This window comes from Brevibacterium rongguiense, from assembly GCF_009857845.1.
In the GTDB taxonomy this organism is placed as follows: Bacteria; Actinomycetota; Actinomycetes; order Actinomycetales; family Brevibacteriaceae; genus Brevibacterium; species Brevibacterium rongguiense.
In genome coordinates, this window is record NZ_WWEQ01000069.1 from 1 (window position 1) to 13,846 (window position 13,846).

At 73.1% G+C, this 13,846-nt stretch carries 12 protein-coding genes and 1 pseudogene; 11 read left to right on the forward strand and 2 right to left on the reverse strand.

The features are described 5' to 3' along the window. The 11 genes from GSY69_RS12140 to GSY69_RS12190 all read left to right on the forward strand — a co-directional run. Positions 1–1,090 (forward strand): PucR family transcriptional regulator (locus tag GSY69_RS12140; protein WP_160954104.1); only part of this gene is annotated, 1,090 nt, incomplete at its 5' end. Beyond that, positions 1,087–2,451, forward strand: a complete 1,365-nt coding sequence (locus GSY69_RS12145; protein ID WP_328698867.1) for a hydroxymethylglutaryl-CoA reductase, degradative — start codon at positions 1,087–1,089, stop codon at positions 2,449–2,451. The genes GSY69_RS12140 and GSY69_RS12145, both read left to right, overlap by 4 nt. Beyond that, entirely contained in the window at positions 2,451–3,413 is a 963-nt protein-coding gene (locus GSY69_RS12150; RefSeq protein ID WP_160954106.1) for a hydroxymethylglutaryl-CoA lyase, read from the forward strand. Before GSY69_RS12145 ends, GSY69_RS12150 begins: the two co-directional genes overlap by 1 nt. Positions 3,414–3,471: 58 nt before the next feature. After that, positions 3,472–3,921, forward strand: a complete 450-nt coding sequence (locus GSY69_RS12155; protein WP_160954107.1) for a hypothetical protein — start codon at positions 3,472–3,474, stop codon at positions 3,919–3,921. Further along, positions 3,914–5,317 carry a tripartite tricarboxylate transporter permease gene (locus GSY69_RS12160; RefSeq protein WP_160954108.1) on the forward strand — a complete coding sequence of 468 codons (1,404 nt, stop codon included), beginning with the start codon at positions 3,914–3,916 and terminating at the stop codon, positions 5,315–5,317. Before GSY69_RS12155 ends, GSY69_RS12160 begins: the two co-directional genes overlap by 8 nt. A gap of 88 nt (positions 5,318–5,405) precedes the next feature. Next, positions 5,406–6,293 (forward strand): ABC transporter ATP-binding protein, encoded by an 888-nt coding sequence (locus GSY69_RS12165; RefSeq protein ID WP_160954109.1) that lies wholly within the window; start codon positions 5,406–5,408, stop codon positions 6,291–6,293. After that, the gene (locus GSY69_RS12170; RefSeq protein WP_235936528.1) at positions 6,290–7,810 is read left to right on the forward strand and encodes an FtsX-like permease family protein; all 1,521 of its coding nucleotides are present in this window, start codon (positions 6,290–6,292) and stop codon (positions 7,808–7,810) included. The genes GSY69_RS12165 and GSY69_RS12170 overlap by 4 nt, the downstream gene beginning before the upstream one ends. A 181-nt stretch (positions 7,811–7,991) precedes the next feature. Next, the gene (locus GSY69_RS12175; protein WP_160954110.1) at positions 7,992–8,798 is read left to right on the forward strand and encodes a MerR family transcriptional regulator; all 807 of its coding nucleotides are present in this window, start codon (positions 7,992–7,994) and stop codon (positions 8,796–8,798) included. Positions 8,799–8,952: 154 nt separating this feature from the next. Continuing rightward, a complete protein-coding gene (dnaB, locus tag GSY69_RS12180) occupies positions 8,953–10,302 on the forward strand; it encodes a replicative DNA helicase (protein WP_160954111.1) in 1,350 nt (449 codons plus the stop codon). Positions 10,303–10,484: 182 nt separating this feature from the next. Then, on the forward strand, positions 10,485–11,282 hold the full coding sequence (locus tag GSY69_RS12185; protein WP_160954112.1) for a class I SAM-dependent methyltransferase: 798 nt from the start codon (positions 10,485–10,487) through the stop codon (positions 11,280–11,282). A gap of 62 nt (positions 11,283–11,344) precedes the next feature. Further along, complete coding sequence (locus GSY69_RS12190; RefSeq protein WP_160954113.1) at positions 11,345–13,144, forward strand: bifunctional 3'-5' exonuclease/DNA polymerase; 1,800 nt, start codon at positions 11,345–11,347, stop codon at positions 13,142–13,144. A gap of 14 nt (positions 13,145–13,158) precedes the next feature. Here the strand turns inward: GSY69_RS12190 and GSY69_RS12195 are convergent, their stop codons facing one another. Both GSY69_RS12195 and GSY69_RS15470 read right to left on the reverse strand, forming a co-directional pair. Further along, positions 13,159–13,746: a hypothetical protein gene (locus GSY69_RS12195; protein ID WP_160954114.1), complete on the reverse strand. Its 588-nt coding sequence runs from the start codon at positions 13,744–13,746 to the stop codon at positions 13,159–13,161. Then, a pseudogene (locus GSY69_RS15470) lies at positions 13,727–13,846 on the reverse strand (IS30 family transposase); the annotation flags it as partial. The gene GSY69_RS12195 and the pseudogene GSY69_RS15470, both read right to left, overlap by 20 nt.

The window sequence follows — 13,846 nt, forward strand, 5'->3', positions numbered from 1 at the left end:
ATCTCGCGCCCCGCGCAGCAGCGCGCTGCCCACGACGGGGCTCGGCTCCGCCCGCTCCCCCAGTGCCGCGGGCGTCGACGGCGCCGATCTGGCCTGCGCGGTCGTCGAGGCGGATGCCGCGGGCAGCGCCGTGCTCGCCGTGGCACTGGGGGAGCGGGCGGAGCCGAGCCCCGTCGTGGGCAGCGCGCTGCTGCGCGGGGCGCGCATCTGCGTCTGCGCGTGGCGCCTGCAGGAGGCCCAGCTCGCGCGCGAGGCCGGCGACGACGATCGGCTCGTGGCGGCACTCCTCGCCCCGGGGGAGGCCGCGCGGTGGGTGCTGGGGGGAATGCTCGCCCGCGGGGTGGAGCCCACGGCCGTGGCCCGCGCGTGGGTCCTCGCGGCCCCCGAGGCGGCGCTGCGGCGGACCCGGCTGCGGCTGCGCGCGCTGCCCGGGGTGCTCGTCGGCATCCACGCCGGGGCGCTCTACGCCGCAGCAGCGCACGGCGCCGCGGACAGCGCAGCCGCGGTGCTCGGGGAGGAGGCACCCGGCCGCGGACCCGCGCTTGCGACGGCCCTCGGCCCGGCGGGCGACACCGCGGCGGCCAGTACCGCGGCGGCCCAGGGTGCGCCCCGCGGGGAGGCGACCGGTCCCGGTGCCCTGCGCTCGGCCTGGCGGCGGGCGGCCGCGCACGCCCGCCTGGCCGTGGCCCTCGAGTGGACGGGCGTCATCGCGCTGGCCGAGCTCGCCCCGGTCTCCGGGCTGCTGAGCGCAGAGCGCAGCGTGCTCGACGAATTCGTCGAGCGCCAGCTCGGCCCCCTGCGCCGCGCCGATGCCGCGCGCGGTTCGCAGCTCGCGCAGACCCTCACGGCCTATGTGCGCGCCGGGCGCAGCCCCAGCGCGACTGCGCGGGACAGCGGCTACCACCTCAACACCGTCACGCAGCGCCTGCGGCGCATCGACGCGCTCCTGGGCCCCACGTGGCGCGAGCCCGAGCGGATGTTCGCGCTGGAGGCGGCGGTCCGGCTGGACGACCTCGACCGGCGCCTGCGCCGCCTGGGGTGCGCAGGCGAGTGTGTCGATCGCACACCGCAGCGGGGGCATGGTGTGTGATTCGCACCTCGCCGCCCGGCCCGCCGCACCCTAGCCTGGGAGCGTCGGCGGGCTCGCCCCGGGGCCGTCACCGCAATCGCAACGAGGCGAAGGAGAACGCCATGGACTCACGCTGGTCGGGACTCAAGGACATCGCTCCGCAGGAGCGCCTGCGCGGCACCGCCGAGCGCACCGGGATCGACCCGGACGCACTGCGGGCACTCGACCCCCGGGAGGGGCTGTCCACCGCGGACGCCGACGTGCTCGTCGAGAACGTCATCGGCGTCATGGGCGTCCCGGTGGGCCTCGCGCCGAACTTCATCGTCGACGGCGAGGCCGTCCTCGTCCCGATGGCCACGGAGGAGCCGTCGGTCGTGGCGGCGGCCGCGAACGCCGCGCGCCTCGCCCGCGAGTGCGGTGGGTTCTCCACGAGCTCCACCGGGCCCGTCATGATCGCCCAGGTGCAGATCATCGGCGCCGCGGACCCCCATGCGGCGGCGGCCCGGGTGCTCGAGGCCTGCGCCGAGCTGCGGGAGGCCGCGGACGCGGTGGACCCCATGCTCGTCTCGCTGGGCGGCGGCTGCCGCGATATCGAGGCGCGCGTTGTGCACACGCGCCGCGGCCCCCAGGTGGTCGTCCACCTCATCGTGGACGTCCGCGACGCCATGGGCGCCAATGCGGTGAACTCGATCGCCGAGAGCCTCTCCGACCGCATCGCGCAGCTGGCCGGTGGCCGCGCCCTCATGCGCATCCTCAGCAACTACGCCGATCGGCGGATCGTGCGCGCCCGCGCCGTGTTCTCCGCCGCGCAGCTGGGCGGGGCGGCGGTCGTCGAGAACATCCTCGATGCCGCGGCGCTGGCGGAGGCTGACCCCTACCGCGCCGCCACGCACAACAAGGGGATCATGAACGGGATCTCCGCCGTCGTGCTCGCCACCGGCAACGACACCCGCGCCGTCGAGGCCGGCTGCCACGCGTACGCGGCGCGCTCCGGGTCGTACAGTGCGCTCAGCCGCTTCGAGGCGAACGCCGCCGGCGACCTCGAGGCCAGCATAGAGGTGCCCATGCCCGTGGGCCTCGTGGGCGGGGCGACCCGCTCCAACCCCGTGGCGCGCGCCGATGTCGCGATCATCGGCACCGACAGCGCCGACCGGCTGGCCCGCGTCATCACCGCGGTGGGGCTGGCGCAGAACGTCGCCGCCGTCCGCGCCCTGGCCACGGAGGGCATCCAGCGCGGGCACATGACCCTGCACGCGCGCACGGTCGCCGTCTCCGCCGGCGCCCAGGGCGAGGAGATCACCGAGGTCGCCCGGCGCCTCGTCGCCTCGGGCACCGTGCGCGCGGACCGGGCCGAGCAGGTCCTCGCGGAGCTGCGGCGCTGATGGCGGGCGATTCGGGGGCCCGCACCTGGACCGCGCCGGCGCGGGCGGTCAGTGCCGCGGCGGGTGCCGAGCGCGCTGTCCGCGTCCACGAGGTGGGCCCGCGCGACGGCCTGCAGGCCGAGGACGCGCCGCTGAGCGCACAGCTGAAGATCGACTTCTGCCGGCGGCTGCTCGCCGCCGGCGTGCGCTCGCTCGAGGCCGCCTCGTTCGTCCACCCGGGCCGCGTGCCGCAGATGGCCGATGCCGAGGAGGTGCTCGCCGGCCTGGCGGGGCAGGCCGGCGCCGAGCTCGTCTCGCTCGTGCCCAACCCCCGCGGGCTCGAGCGGGCCCTGACCGCCGGCGCCGCCTCGGTCGCCGTCTTCGCCAGCGCCACGGAGGCATTCGCGCGCGCGAACCTGGGCACGGACCGCGACGCGAGCATCGCGACGGCCGGCAGGGTGGCGCGGGACGCTGTGGCCGCCGGCTCCGCCGTGCGCGGCTACCTGTCCATGTGCTTCGGGGATCCGTGGGAGGGCGCGGTGGACCCGGACGCGGTGGTGCGCGCCGCCGAGGCGCTCCGCGCCGCCGGCTGCCAGACGGTCGTCATCAGCGACACGATCGGCGTGGCCCATGCGGGCCAGGTCGAGGACATCCTCGGCCGGCTGCACGGTGCGGGATTCGCACCCGATTCGCTCGCCCTGCACCTCCACGACACCTACGGTCAGGCGCTATCGTGTGTTGACGTGGCACTGCGCGCCGGGATCCGGCAGTTCGACTCCTCGGCGGGCGGCCTGGGGCGCTGCCCGTTCGCGCCCGGTGCCACCGGCAACCTCGCCACCGAGGACCTGCTGTGGATGCTGCACGGCATGGGCTTCGAGACCGGAATCGACCTGCGCGCCCTCGCCGCGGCGACGGATGCCGTCGACCGCGCGCTGGGCCGCAGCACCACCTCGGCGGTCAAGCGCGCCCTCGACCGCGCCTGAGCCGCCGCACCACGACGAACCGCGCACAATGGGGCGCGCAGCGAAAGGGACCGCCACGATGCGATCTGACCCGGCGCCGCAGGCGCAGCCCGAGCCCGCGGGCGAGTACCTCTTCGTCTGGGGCGACACCGTGGTGGGCCGCCGCCTGCTCATCGGCGTGGGAATCGCCGTGCTCGGCGCGCTCGCGGGGCTCTACGGCGGCCAGGCGGTGTTCACCGCGCTGCTCGCCGACGCCAAGCTCGTCCACGTGTGGTCGCTCATCACCGGGATCCTCGGCAGCGTCGCCGCCGGCATCGTGACCGGGATGCTCTTCCGCCCGGCCCGCACGGTGACCCAGGACGCCACGGGCGCCGCCCGCAGCGCCGCCGTCGTGCAGGAGATGGCGGCCTCGCCCCAGGGCCTCGGCACGCTCGAGCAGGCCTCGCCGCTGTCGCGCCGCGAACTGGACGAGGCCGGTCTCACCCCCGTCTTCGAAGAGGCCCAGCGGACGGAGCGCGAGCATGGCTGAACTCGTCGCCAACATCCCGATCGCCGTGCTCATGGCGGTCATCGGCTCCCTCGTGTTCACCCTCATCGGCGTGGTCTCCGGCACGGATGAGACGGCGACGATCGCCCCGCTCACCCTGGCCGTCATCCTGCTGGGCGTGCCCCCGGCCGGCGTGTTCACGTTCTTCCTCGCCGGCGCGATCTCGAAGCACATGACGCACGCGATCCCCACAATGCTCCTGGGCATCCCCGGTGACACGACGGCCGTGCCGCTGCTGGAGGAGGCGGACCAGCTGCGCGCGCTGGGCGTCCCGCACCTGGCGCTGCGCAAGGCGGTCGCCGGCGCGCTCGTCTCCGCCGTCATCGCGGTGCCCGCCGCCGTGCTCTTCGCCTGGATCCTCTCCCCGTTCGGCACGCTCATCGAGACGTGGGCGCCGTGGATCTTCCTCCTCGCCGCGGCGGGGATCGCGTACGCGTCGAAGGCGAAGTTTGCCGGCGTGCTCGCGCTCATCCCGTTCACCGCGCTGGTCCTGGGGCTGCAGGCGTGGACCGCCGGCTCCGGGGTCAAGCTCGCCACCAGCTACTTCCTGGGCATCGCGATCGGGCCCATGATCTTCGACCTGCTGCGCGTCCTCGTCCCGGCCAACCGGACGGCCATGCGGCGTGCCGAGCCCTCCGCGGTCTTCCTCGCCCCGCCGGTGAAGGCCGCGGTGGCCCAGGGCGGTCGGCGCCGCCGCTGGGCCTCGAGCCCGTTCGCGCTGCTCGACCGCCGCCAGGTGGGCGCGGTGGCGGGCACCTCCGTGGTCTCCAGCGCCACGTTCGTCTTCTCGCCCGTCGCGATGACGGTCCTCATGGGCGAGCTGGTGCGCGGGCGCATCAAGCAGGGCTACGAGCGCCTGACCACGGTGCTCACCGCCAAGAACGGCACCACCGAGTCGACGTACATCGCCGAGGCGCTCATCCCGCTCATCGCGTTCGGCCTGCCGCTCAGCCCCGTGGCGGCGGGCCCGGCCGCCCCGCTGTTCAACGCGCCGCCGGTGTTCTCCACCGATGCCAGCACAGGGGCGCACACGAACCTCTCGTCGTTCCTCAGCCAGCCGGAGTTCCTGGTCTTCGGACTGCTCTCCGTCGCCGTCTCCGCGCTCATCGCCTACCCCTTCGTCATGCGGTTCTCCCACACGGCGGCCCGCTTCGTGGTCCGCCACGTCAGCCACGAGGCGATCATCGCCGCGTTCACGGCGCTCGTCATCGTCGTGAGCCTCTGGGAGGGCGGCATCATGGGTCTCGTGGTGACCCTGACGATCGGCGTGGTCAGCGGTGCGCTCATCCGCGCGCTCAAGCTGCACGCGGGCGTGCTGTTCATGGGCTACTACGTCGCGGTGCTCAGCGTGCCCGGGATCGTGAAGATGCTCGGCTGAGCCCCCGGACCCGCCTTCGGGTTTTCCACCCCCGGGCGGGCGGATTGCTCCATGGCGGCCCGCCCCGCCTGCGGGCGAGAGTGGAGCCATGAACACGCAGAAGCTCTGGGACGCCCCGCCGGCTCCCGCCCACCGTCCCCACTCATCGCCCACCGCGCTCGTGGGCGGCCCGCCCCTCATCACCGCCCAGGGCCTGGGGAAGGCCTATGGGCCCACCCAGGCGCTCGCCGGAGTCGACCTCGCGGTGCGCGCGGGCGAGTCCGTGGCCATCATGGGCCCGTCGGGCTCGGGCAAGACCACCCTCCTGCACGTCCTGGCCGGGATGGTCCTCCCGGACCGGGGGCAGGTGCGCATCGCCGCCTCCGAGCACACACCCCAGGTCGAGCTGAGCGCACTGTCGGAGGCCCAGCGCACCCGCCTGCGCCGGGAGGCCTTCGGCTTCGTCTTCCAGGAGGGGCTGCTGCTGCCCGAGCTCAGCGCGGAGGACAACGTGGCGATCGCGGCGATGATGAAGGGCATGCCCCGGGCCGGCGCCGCGGCGCTCGCCCGCGACTGGCTGGGCAGGCTGGGCCTCGCCGAGCACGCGGCCAAGCGGATCGGCCAGCTCTCCGGGGGCCAGGCGCAGCGCGTGGCGATCGCGCGCGCCCAGATCACTGAGCCCGGGATCGTCTTCGCCGATGAGCCCACCGGGGCCCTGGACTCCACCACCTCCGCCGAGGTGCTCGCGCTGCTGCTGCGCACCACGGCCGGGCGCGGGCGCACCCTCATCCTCGTCACCCACGACGAGCAGGTGGCAGCCGCGTGCTCGCGCACCGTGCGCCTCTCCGATGGCAGGATCGTCTCCGACACCGCCCACGGCACGACGGCCCACCCTGCCCCGCAGGCCGGGTTCGCACCCGCCGGGGCGCAGACCGGATTCCCACCTGCCGGGGCGCCGGCCGCGCAGGCAAGCGCGTGGCAGGGGGGCGCACGATGAGCGCCCACACCGCAGTCGACCGGGCCGCTGCCGACCGGGCAGCCGGCTTCACCGCGGGTGCGGAGCGGGACGCCGAGGGCACGGGCCCCGCGCCCACCGGCGGTCCGGCCGACGCACCCCGCCCGGACACGCCCTCGGCCGCCGCCCGGCCTGCCGCGTTCGGCGCGCGCGGCTCGCTTGCCACCGCGCGGCGGCTGGTGCCGCTGCTCGTGGGCTGGCGGAGCATCGCGAGCGTGCCCGGCATGCTCATGGTCGCGGCCTTCGCCGCCTGCTCGGCGCTCTTCCTCACGGTGGCCGGCGGGCTGTGGGCCTTCCTCCAGTGGCCGCCGCTGGATGACAGCCTCGACGTGCTCTACAAGGGGCTCGCCGCCATTGCGACCGCACTGCTCGTGGTGCCCGCCGTCACGCTGGGGCAGTCCGCGGCCACGCTGTCCGCCCGCCGGGAGGACGAGCGGCTGTCCACGCTGTCGCTGCTGGGGGCCTCGCGCACCACCGTCACGCTCGTCTCGCTCGCCGAGCCGCTGCTCATGGCGGCCCTGGGCACGCTGGCCGGTATCGCGGGCTACCTGGTGCTGGCGCTGCCGCTGAGCCGGATCCCGTTCCAGGGCCACGGCCTGGGCTATGACGCGATGATGCTGCCCTGGTGGGTGCTGCTGCTCGCCGCGGCGGGGCTGCTCCTGGTGAGCGCCTGCAGCGCGCTCGTGGGCCTGCGCCGCATCGCAATCTCGCCTTTGGGCGTGCGCACGAAGTCCCTGGAGGCCCGCTTCCCAGTGGGGCGGATCATCGCGGGCGCGCTGCTCGTGCCCGCCTGCGGGATCGCCGTGTTCGTCAGCAAGGCGGGGACCACCGTGGCGGTGATCTGCGCGGGCCTGTTCGCGATGATCCTGCTGGGCATGCTGCTCGTCGACGTGCTGGGCGTGCTGTTCGTCCGCCTCGTCGCCTGGGCCCGCGGGCGCCGCGCGCGCTCGGCCCACCAGCTCATCGCCGCGCGGCTCGTGAGCGCCTCGCCCAAGCAGTACTGGCGGCGGGTCTCCGGGCTCGCGCTGACGGCGTTCACCGCGACGTTCGCCGGCACCGGGGTCGCCCTCATCGGCGCGGCCGGCAGCGAGGGGCTGACCGGACCCGAGCGCTACCTCATGGACGACATCCTCACCGGAGTCCTCCTGACCCTGGGCATCGCGTTCCTCTTCATCGCGGCCTCGGCCGTCATCAACCAGGCCGCGGACATCTACGACCGCGCCGCCACCTACCGGGAGCTGCACGCCGCGGGGATGGCGGAGGAGACGGTGCGCCGGATCAACGTCAGCGCCGTCATGATGCCGGTCGTGTGGGTCTCCGCGTTCGCCGGCGGGCTGGGCCTGTTCCTCGTGCTGCCGTTCGCCGGGATGGCCCTCGTCATGAAGCCGGCGACGTTCCTCGTGCTCCTCGGGTCCATCGTCGTGGGTGCGCTCATCGTCCGCGCGGGGCTGCTGGTGACGAACCCGCTCGTGCGCAGGGTCACGCTCTCCCAGGGCTGAGGCCCGCCGCGCGCCGGCCGCTGGCCGTGCAGGTGTGCCGCCCCGCGCCCGAGGTGCGGTTCCGGATTCGCCCGGGCCCGCACCTCGGGCGCGGGGGCGGCCCGTCTGCTGGGCGAAGCGCCGCCTTGACCCTGACGCGACGTGAGGGACCAGCCTGCGGGGTGTGGGAGATGATGAGCGGATGAGCAGCGCAGCCGAGCCGGACGAGGGTCTCACGGTGGGCGCCACCGCGCGCGCCGTGGGCGTGAGCGTGCGGGCGCTGCACCACTGGGACGAGATCGGGCTGGTGAGCCCGAGCGCGCGGACCTGGGCGGGCTACCGGCTGTATGCGGGCTGCGACATCGCCCGGCTGCAGCGGGTGCTCGTCTACCGCGAGCTCGGCATGCGCCTGGACGAGATCGCCCGGGTGCTCGACGACCCGGACGTGGACGTCGCTGGCCACCTGGTCCGACAGCGGGAGCTGCTCGCCGCTCGCATCGACCGCCTGCAGGAGATGGTCTCCGCAGTCGATCGGATGATGGAGGTCCACAGGATGGATGAGAGGCTCACACCGCAGGAGCAGGCGGAGGCGTTCGGCAGCCAGTGGGACGACCGCTACGCCCAGGAGGCGCAGGAGCACTGGGGCGATACGCCGGAGTGGGAGCAGTCGGAGCGGGTGAAGGCGCAGCTGAGCGCCGCGGACTGGGAGCGCGTGCGCGCCGAGGCGGAGTCCTTCGAGGAAGACCTCGCCGCGGCGTTCGCCGCAGGGACGGCGCCGGGCTCACCGGCCGCGAATGCGCTGGCCGAACGGCACTTCGCCCAGATCGGGCAGTGGTTCGACATGACGCACCAGAAGCAGGTGCTCATCGCCACCGGCTACGTGCAGGACCCGCGCTACGTCGAGTACTACGACCGGCTCGGGGCGGGGCTGACCGCCTGGCTCAAGGAGGTCATCGACGCCAACGCGCGCGCCCACGGCGTGGATCCGCAGGCCGCGCGCTGGGAGTGACCGGGGCAGGGCCCGGTGGCGCCGCGAGCGGCGTCGCCGGGTCCGTGCCGGACGGTAGTCTTAGGCGTGCTCTCCCCGGGGGCGAGGTGCGCGGGCGCGCGGTGCTGGCCGGCGCCGCGGGCGCGGGAGAGGCGAGTGCGATGGGACGGAGACGATGAGCGAGACGGACAACTGGCAGCGGGCGGAGGCGGGCCTGCGCACGCCCCCGCAGGATCTCGAGGCCGAGTCGAGCGTGCTGGGCGGCATGATGCTGTCGAAGGACGCGATCGCCGACGTCGTGGAGAACCTGCGCGCGGACGACTTCTACAAGCCCGCCCACGAGACGATCTACGACGCGATCCTCGATCTTTACGCCCGCGGTGAGCCCGCGGACGCCGTGACCGTCGCGAATTCCCTGTCGAAGACCGGTGGCCTGGCCCGCGTGGGCGGCGCAGCCTATCTGCACACGCTCATCGCGTCGGTCCCCACGGCCGCGAACGCGGGCTTCTACGCCAACATCGTGCGCGAGCAGGCGCTGCTGCGCCGGCTCGTCGAGGCCGGCACGCGCATCGTGCAGATGGGCTACGACGCGGAGGGCGACACCGACGACCTCGTCAACCGGGCGCAGTCCGAGGTCTACCAGGTCACCGAGCGCAACGCGTCCGAGGACTACGTGCGCCTGTCCGAGATGATCAACCCGGTCATGGAGGAGATCGACCGGACCGCCTCGCACGGGGACGACACCGTGGGCGTGCCCACGGGCTTCTACGAGTTCGACGAGCTCACCAACGGCCTGCATCCAGGGCAGATGATCGTCATCGCCGCCCGCCCCGGCGTGGGCAAGTCGACGCTGGCACTCGACATGGCGCGCTCGGCGGCCATCCACCACAGCCAGGCCACGGTCGTGTTCTCCCTGGAGATGGGCCGCCAGGAGCTGACGATGCGCCTGCTGAGCGCGGAGTCGGGGATCCCGCTGCAGTCGCTGCGCCGCGGTGAGCTCGCACAGTCGGACTGGACGACGCTGGCATCCGTGACGGGCAACATCAACGACGCGCCGTTCTTCATCGACGACTCGCCCAACATGGCGCTCACGGAGATCCGCGCGAAGTGCCGGCGGCTCAAGCAGCAGCACGATCTGAAGATGGTCGTCATCGACTACCTGCAGCTCATGAGCTCCGGCAAGCGCGTCGAGTCCCGTCAGCAGGAGGTCTCCGAGTTCTCCCGCTCGCTCAAGCTGCTGGCCAAGGAGCTCGAGGTGCCCGTCATCGCGCTCTCCCAGCTCAACCGGTCCTCCGAGCAGCGCACGGACAAGCGCCCCATGATCTCCGACCTGCGCGAATCCGGTTCGATCGAGCAGGACGCGGACATGGTGCTCCTCATCCACCGCGACGACATGTACGACAAGGAGTCCCCGCACGCCGGTGAGGCCGTCATCATGGTCGCCAAGCACCGCAACGGGCCGACCGGCGACATCACGGTGGCCTTCCAGGGTGCGCGCTCGCGGTTCGCCAATATGCCGCGGTAGGGGCGGGGTCAGCGGGGTCGGAGTGCGCTCGCCGGTGTCGCTCGGCTCATCGGCCGCAGCGCTGAGACCCCGCATCTCGGTTCGCGCGGGCGCCCTTCCGCGGCCGACCGAGCAGTGGTTGGCTTGAGGCAGCGCCGTCCAGTGCTCAGCCGGCGGCGCGTCGTAGCCACAGGGAGGCGGAAATGAACGCGCAGGCCCCGATCCCCTGCGCCGGCCGCCGAGCGGAGGACGCCCCCGGTCACTGGCTCCTGGCGCGGCTGGGAAAGCGCGTGCTGCGGCCCGGCGGTCTCGGGCTGACCCGCGCGCTGCTCGCCCATGCGCAGCTGCGCGGGGCGGATGTCGTCGAACTCGCACCGGGGCTGGGGCGCACGGCCGTGGAGATCCTGGCGGCCGCACCCGCGTCGTACACAGGAGTGGAGAAGGACCCGGACGCCGCGGTGCAGGCGGAGATCGCGGTGGGCCCCCGGGCGCGGATCGTCGTCGCCGATGCCGCGAAAACGGGACTGCCCGACGCCTGCGCCGATGCCGTCGTGGGCGAGGCGATCCTCACGATGCACACGGATGCCGCGAAGACTGCCATGATCGCGGAGGCGGCCCGGCTGCTTCGCCCCGGAGGCCGCTATGCCATCCACGAGCTCGGGCTGCGCCCAGACGGCCTCGATGACGAGACCAAGACGGCCCTGCGCCGGCAGCTGGCCCGCGCGATCAAGGTCAACGCCCGCCCCCTCACCGTGGCGGAGTGGAGCGCACTGCTCGAGGACGCCGGACTCGTGGTGGAGTGGACCGACACCGCGCCCATGGCCCTCCTCCAGCTGCGGCGCAATCTCGCCGACGAGGGTGTGCGCGCCACCCTGCGCATCATCGGCAACGTGCTGCGCGACGCTCAGGCGCGGCGCCGCGTCCTGGGCATGCGCGCGGTGTTCCGCGCTCATCGCCATAGCCTGTGCGGCGTCGCCCTGGTGGCGCGCAAACCCGCATAGCCCGCGGGCCCGAGTGGACCGCCCGCACGTGCCGCTCCCGCGCGGGGCAGTAGCGTGGCCCCATGAGCTCAGAGGCCGAAGCCGGCGCATCCGTGTGGCTGCTGGGCACCCGACCAGAGGACACGGCATCCGGCCTCCCAGCTCCCCACTCCGCTCGCGGCGTCGTGGCGGTGGAACTGGACGGCGCCGGTGAGCCGAGCGCGCGCCGCGAATTCGATGCCAGTGAGCTGCCCGGCTTTGTGCGCGCCCGCGCAGGGCGCCCGACGCGCTTTGCCTTCAGCGATACGCCCCTGTGGTATCCGCCGCTGCTGGCCGCCGGGGTGACCATCGAGCGCTCGCGGGACCTGCGCCTGGCGCATGCGATCCTCGCGGGTGCGCAGGCGCTCGCCGGCGCCCCGGAGGGCCGGGCGCTCGCCGCTGCGCAGGAGTGGGCCGCACCCCCGCTGACCGAGGTGGAGGATCTGCGCGGCGAGGCGCTGTTCGACGTCGAGGAGTTCGGCTCCGAGCGGCGCCGGGCGCGCACCAAGCAGGTGCCCCACGACATCGACTCCGCGCTCGCCGAATACCGGCGACAGGAGCGGGCCATCGCGGCCTCTGCCCAGCCGGCCCGTCTGCGCCTGCTGCTTGCCGCCGAATCCGCCGGCGGGCTTGTGGCCGCGGAGATGCAGGCCGCCGGGGTGCCGTGGGACGTGGCCGAACACGACCGGATCCTCGCGGAGCACCTGGGGCCGAGGCCCATGGAGGGCGCCAAGCCCGCCAAGATGCTCGAGGTCGCCCAGGAGGTGCGGGCGGCGCTGGGCGATCCGCGCGCCAACCTCGACTCACCACCGCGGCTGCTCCAAGCCCTGCGCAACGCCGGGATCAACGTGGCCTCCACCTCCAAGTGGGAGCTGCGCGAGCACGACCACTCGGCTGTCGAACCGCTGCTGCGCTACAAGAAGCAGGCGCGGCTGCTCGCCGCGAACGGCTGGAACTGGCTGGACGAGTGGGTGCGCGATGGCCGCTACCGCCCTGTCTACGTGCCCGGCGGGGTCGTGACCGGGCGCTGGGCGGCCAGCGGCGGCGGGGCGCTGCAGATCCCGCGCCAGCTGCGCCCGGCCCTGCGCGCGGATCCCGGTTGGACGCTCATCTCCGCAGATGTCGCACAGCTCGAGCCCCGGGCGCTCACCGCCATGTCCGGGGACCGCGCCATGGCCGAGGCCGGGCGGGGCCGCGATCTCTACTCCGGCCTCGTGGAGGAGGGCATCGTCGGCACGCGCCAGGAGGCGAAGATCGCGGTCCTGGGAGCCATGTACGGCTCGACGACGGGGGAGAGCGGACGGCTGGTGCCGCGCCTGCGGACAAGCTTCCCCGCGGCCATGGCGCTCGTCGACTCCGCCGCCGAGGTGGGCCGCAGGGGCGGGCGCGTGTCCACCTGGCTGGGCCGCACCTCACCGGAGCCCGACGAACGGTGGCGTGAAGCGCAGGCGCGCGGGAACAGGTTCGACGCGAGTCCCCAGGATGAGAACCGCGCCCGGCGGGCCGCCGGCGACTGGGGTCGCTTCACACGCAACTTCGTCGTCCAGGGCACCGCCGCCGAATGGGCGCTGGCGTGGCTTGCCGACCTGCGGCTGCGCCTCGCCCAGCTTCCCGCGACAGGCGGTGAGCCGGCCCGCGCCTCGGGACCGGTGTTCGAGCGGCGCGCCCATCTGGTGTTCTTCCTCCACGACGAGGTGATCGTCCACGCCCCGCTGGAACAGGCCGAGGTCGCGGCACAGGCCATCCGCGAGGCCGCCGCGAGTGCGGGGCGGGTCATGTTCGGCCAGGCGCCGGTGGACTTCCCGCTCGACCTCACGGTGGCCGAGCGGGCGGCAAAGGGGTAGGTGGCCTGGAACAGCTACGGAGCGGCCGGGGCAATGATCGCGAAGATGAGCATCGCTACGGCCAACCCGAGGATGACGAGCGATGCGAGGGCCAGCAGAGTTTTCGAAATGAACTTTCGCTTCCAGACCAGAATTATGCCGGCAAGCACAATCGAGATCCCGACGGGTGAGAACGCAACGAGTTGTTGTGATGTTCTCAGCGGCACAATGTTGCCCGCCGAATAAAAGGCTAGGAAGAGTGCTGGGATACCTAAAATGATCGCTGCGACGGACAACACGGTGTTAAAAATGCTTTGAGTTTGTGCTTCGTTATTCACCGCATCGCCCGCGGCTGTACTCAGTGTAGCCTCGACCGCCGCGATTTCTTCCGTGCAGAGATTCTCTAGGCCCTCCATGTGTCGGATCGCCGAGTCATATAGTTGCATGAGGCTGGGGTCTGGAGGTGCGAGTTCTTTTTTGTTGTAAACAATAGATGGATCGCGATGGCGGCGATAGAAATGATAGAGGTTACTATCGATCTTCCATGCGTTAAATCCTTCGCGGCGGGAATCCGACGTAAGGTCGCGTGTTTGGCTGGCGATGTCAAGGCGTCGAAGCAACATGGGGCTCGCCGGCGAGCAGTCGAGCGAATGCCTCGGTGGGCGTGAGATAGCCCAGTCGGCGGCGGGGTCGATTGTTGATCTCCTCGGCGATGGTGGTGAG

What these genes read in the sequence shown, in the direction of transcription:
- GSY69_RS12150 (WP_160954106.1), top strand. Translation starts at nt 2,451, where the DNA reads ATGGCGGGCGATTCGGGGGCCCGCACCTGGACCGCGCCGGCGCGGGCG.
- GSY69_RS12155 (WP_160954107.1), top strand. Translation starts at nt 3,472, where the DNA reads ATGCGATCTGACCCGGCGCCGCAGGCGCAGCCCGAGCCCGCGGGCGAG.
- GSY69_RS12160 (WP_160954108.1), top strand. Translation starts at nt 3,914, where the DNA reads ATGGCTGAACTCGTCGCCAACATCCCGATCGCCGTGCTCATGGCGGTC.
- GSY69_RS12165 (WP_160954109.1), top strand. Translation starts at nt 5,406, where the DNA reads ATGAACACGCAGAAGCTCTGGGACGCCCCGCCGGCTCCCGCCCACCGT.
- GSY69_RS12170 (WP_235936528.1), top strand. Translation starts at nt 6,290, where the DNA reads ATGAGCGCCCACACCGCAGTCGACCGGGCCGCTGCCGACCGGGCAGCC.
- GSY69_RS12175 (WP_160954110.1), top strand. Translation starts at nt 7,992, where the DNA reads ATGAGCAGCGCAGCCGAGCCGGACGAGGGTCTCACGGTGGGCGCCACC.
- dnaB (WP_160954111.1), top strand. Translation starts at nt 8,953, where the DNA reads ATGAGCGAGACGGACAACTGGCAGCGGGCGGAGGCGGGCCTGCGCACG.
- GSY69_RS12185 (WP_160954112.1), top strand. Translation starts at nt 10,485, where the DNA reads ATGAACGCGCAGGCCCCGATCCCCTGCGCCGGCCGCCGAGCGGAGGAC.
- GSY69_RS12190 (WP_160954113.1), top strand. Translation starts at nt 11,345, where the DNA reads ATGAGCTCAGAGGCCGAAGCCGGCGCATCCGTGTGGCTGCTGGGCACC.
- GSY69_RS12195 (WP_160954114.1), bottom strand. Translation starts at nt 13,746, where the DNA reads ATGTTGCTTCGACGCCTTGACATCGCCAGCCAAACACGCGACCTTACG.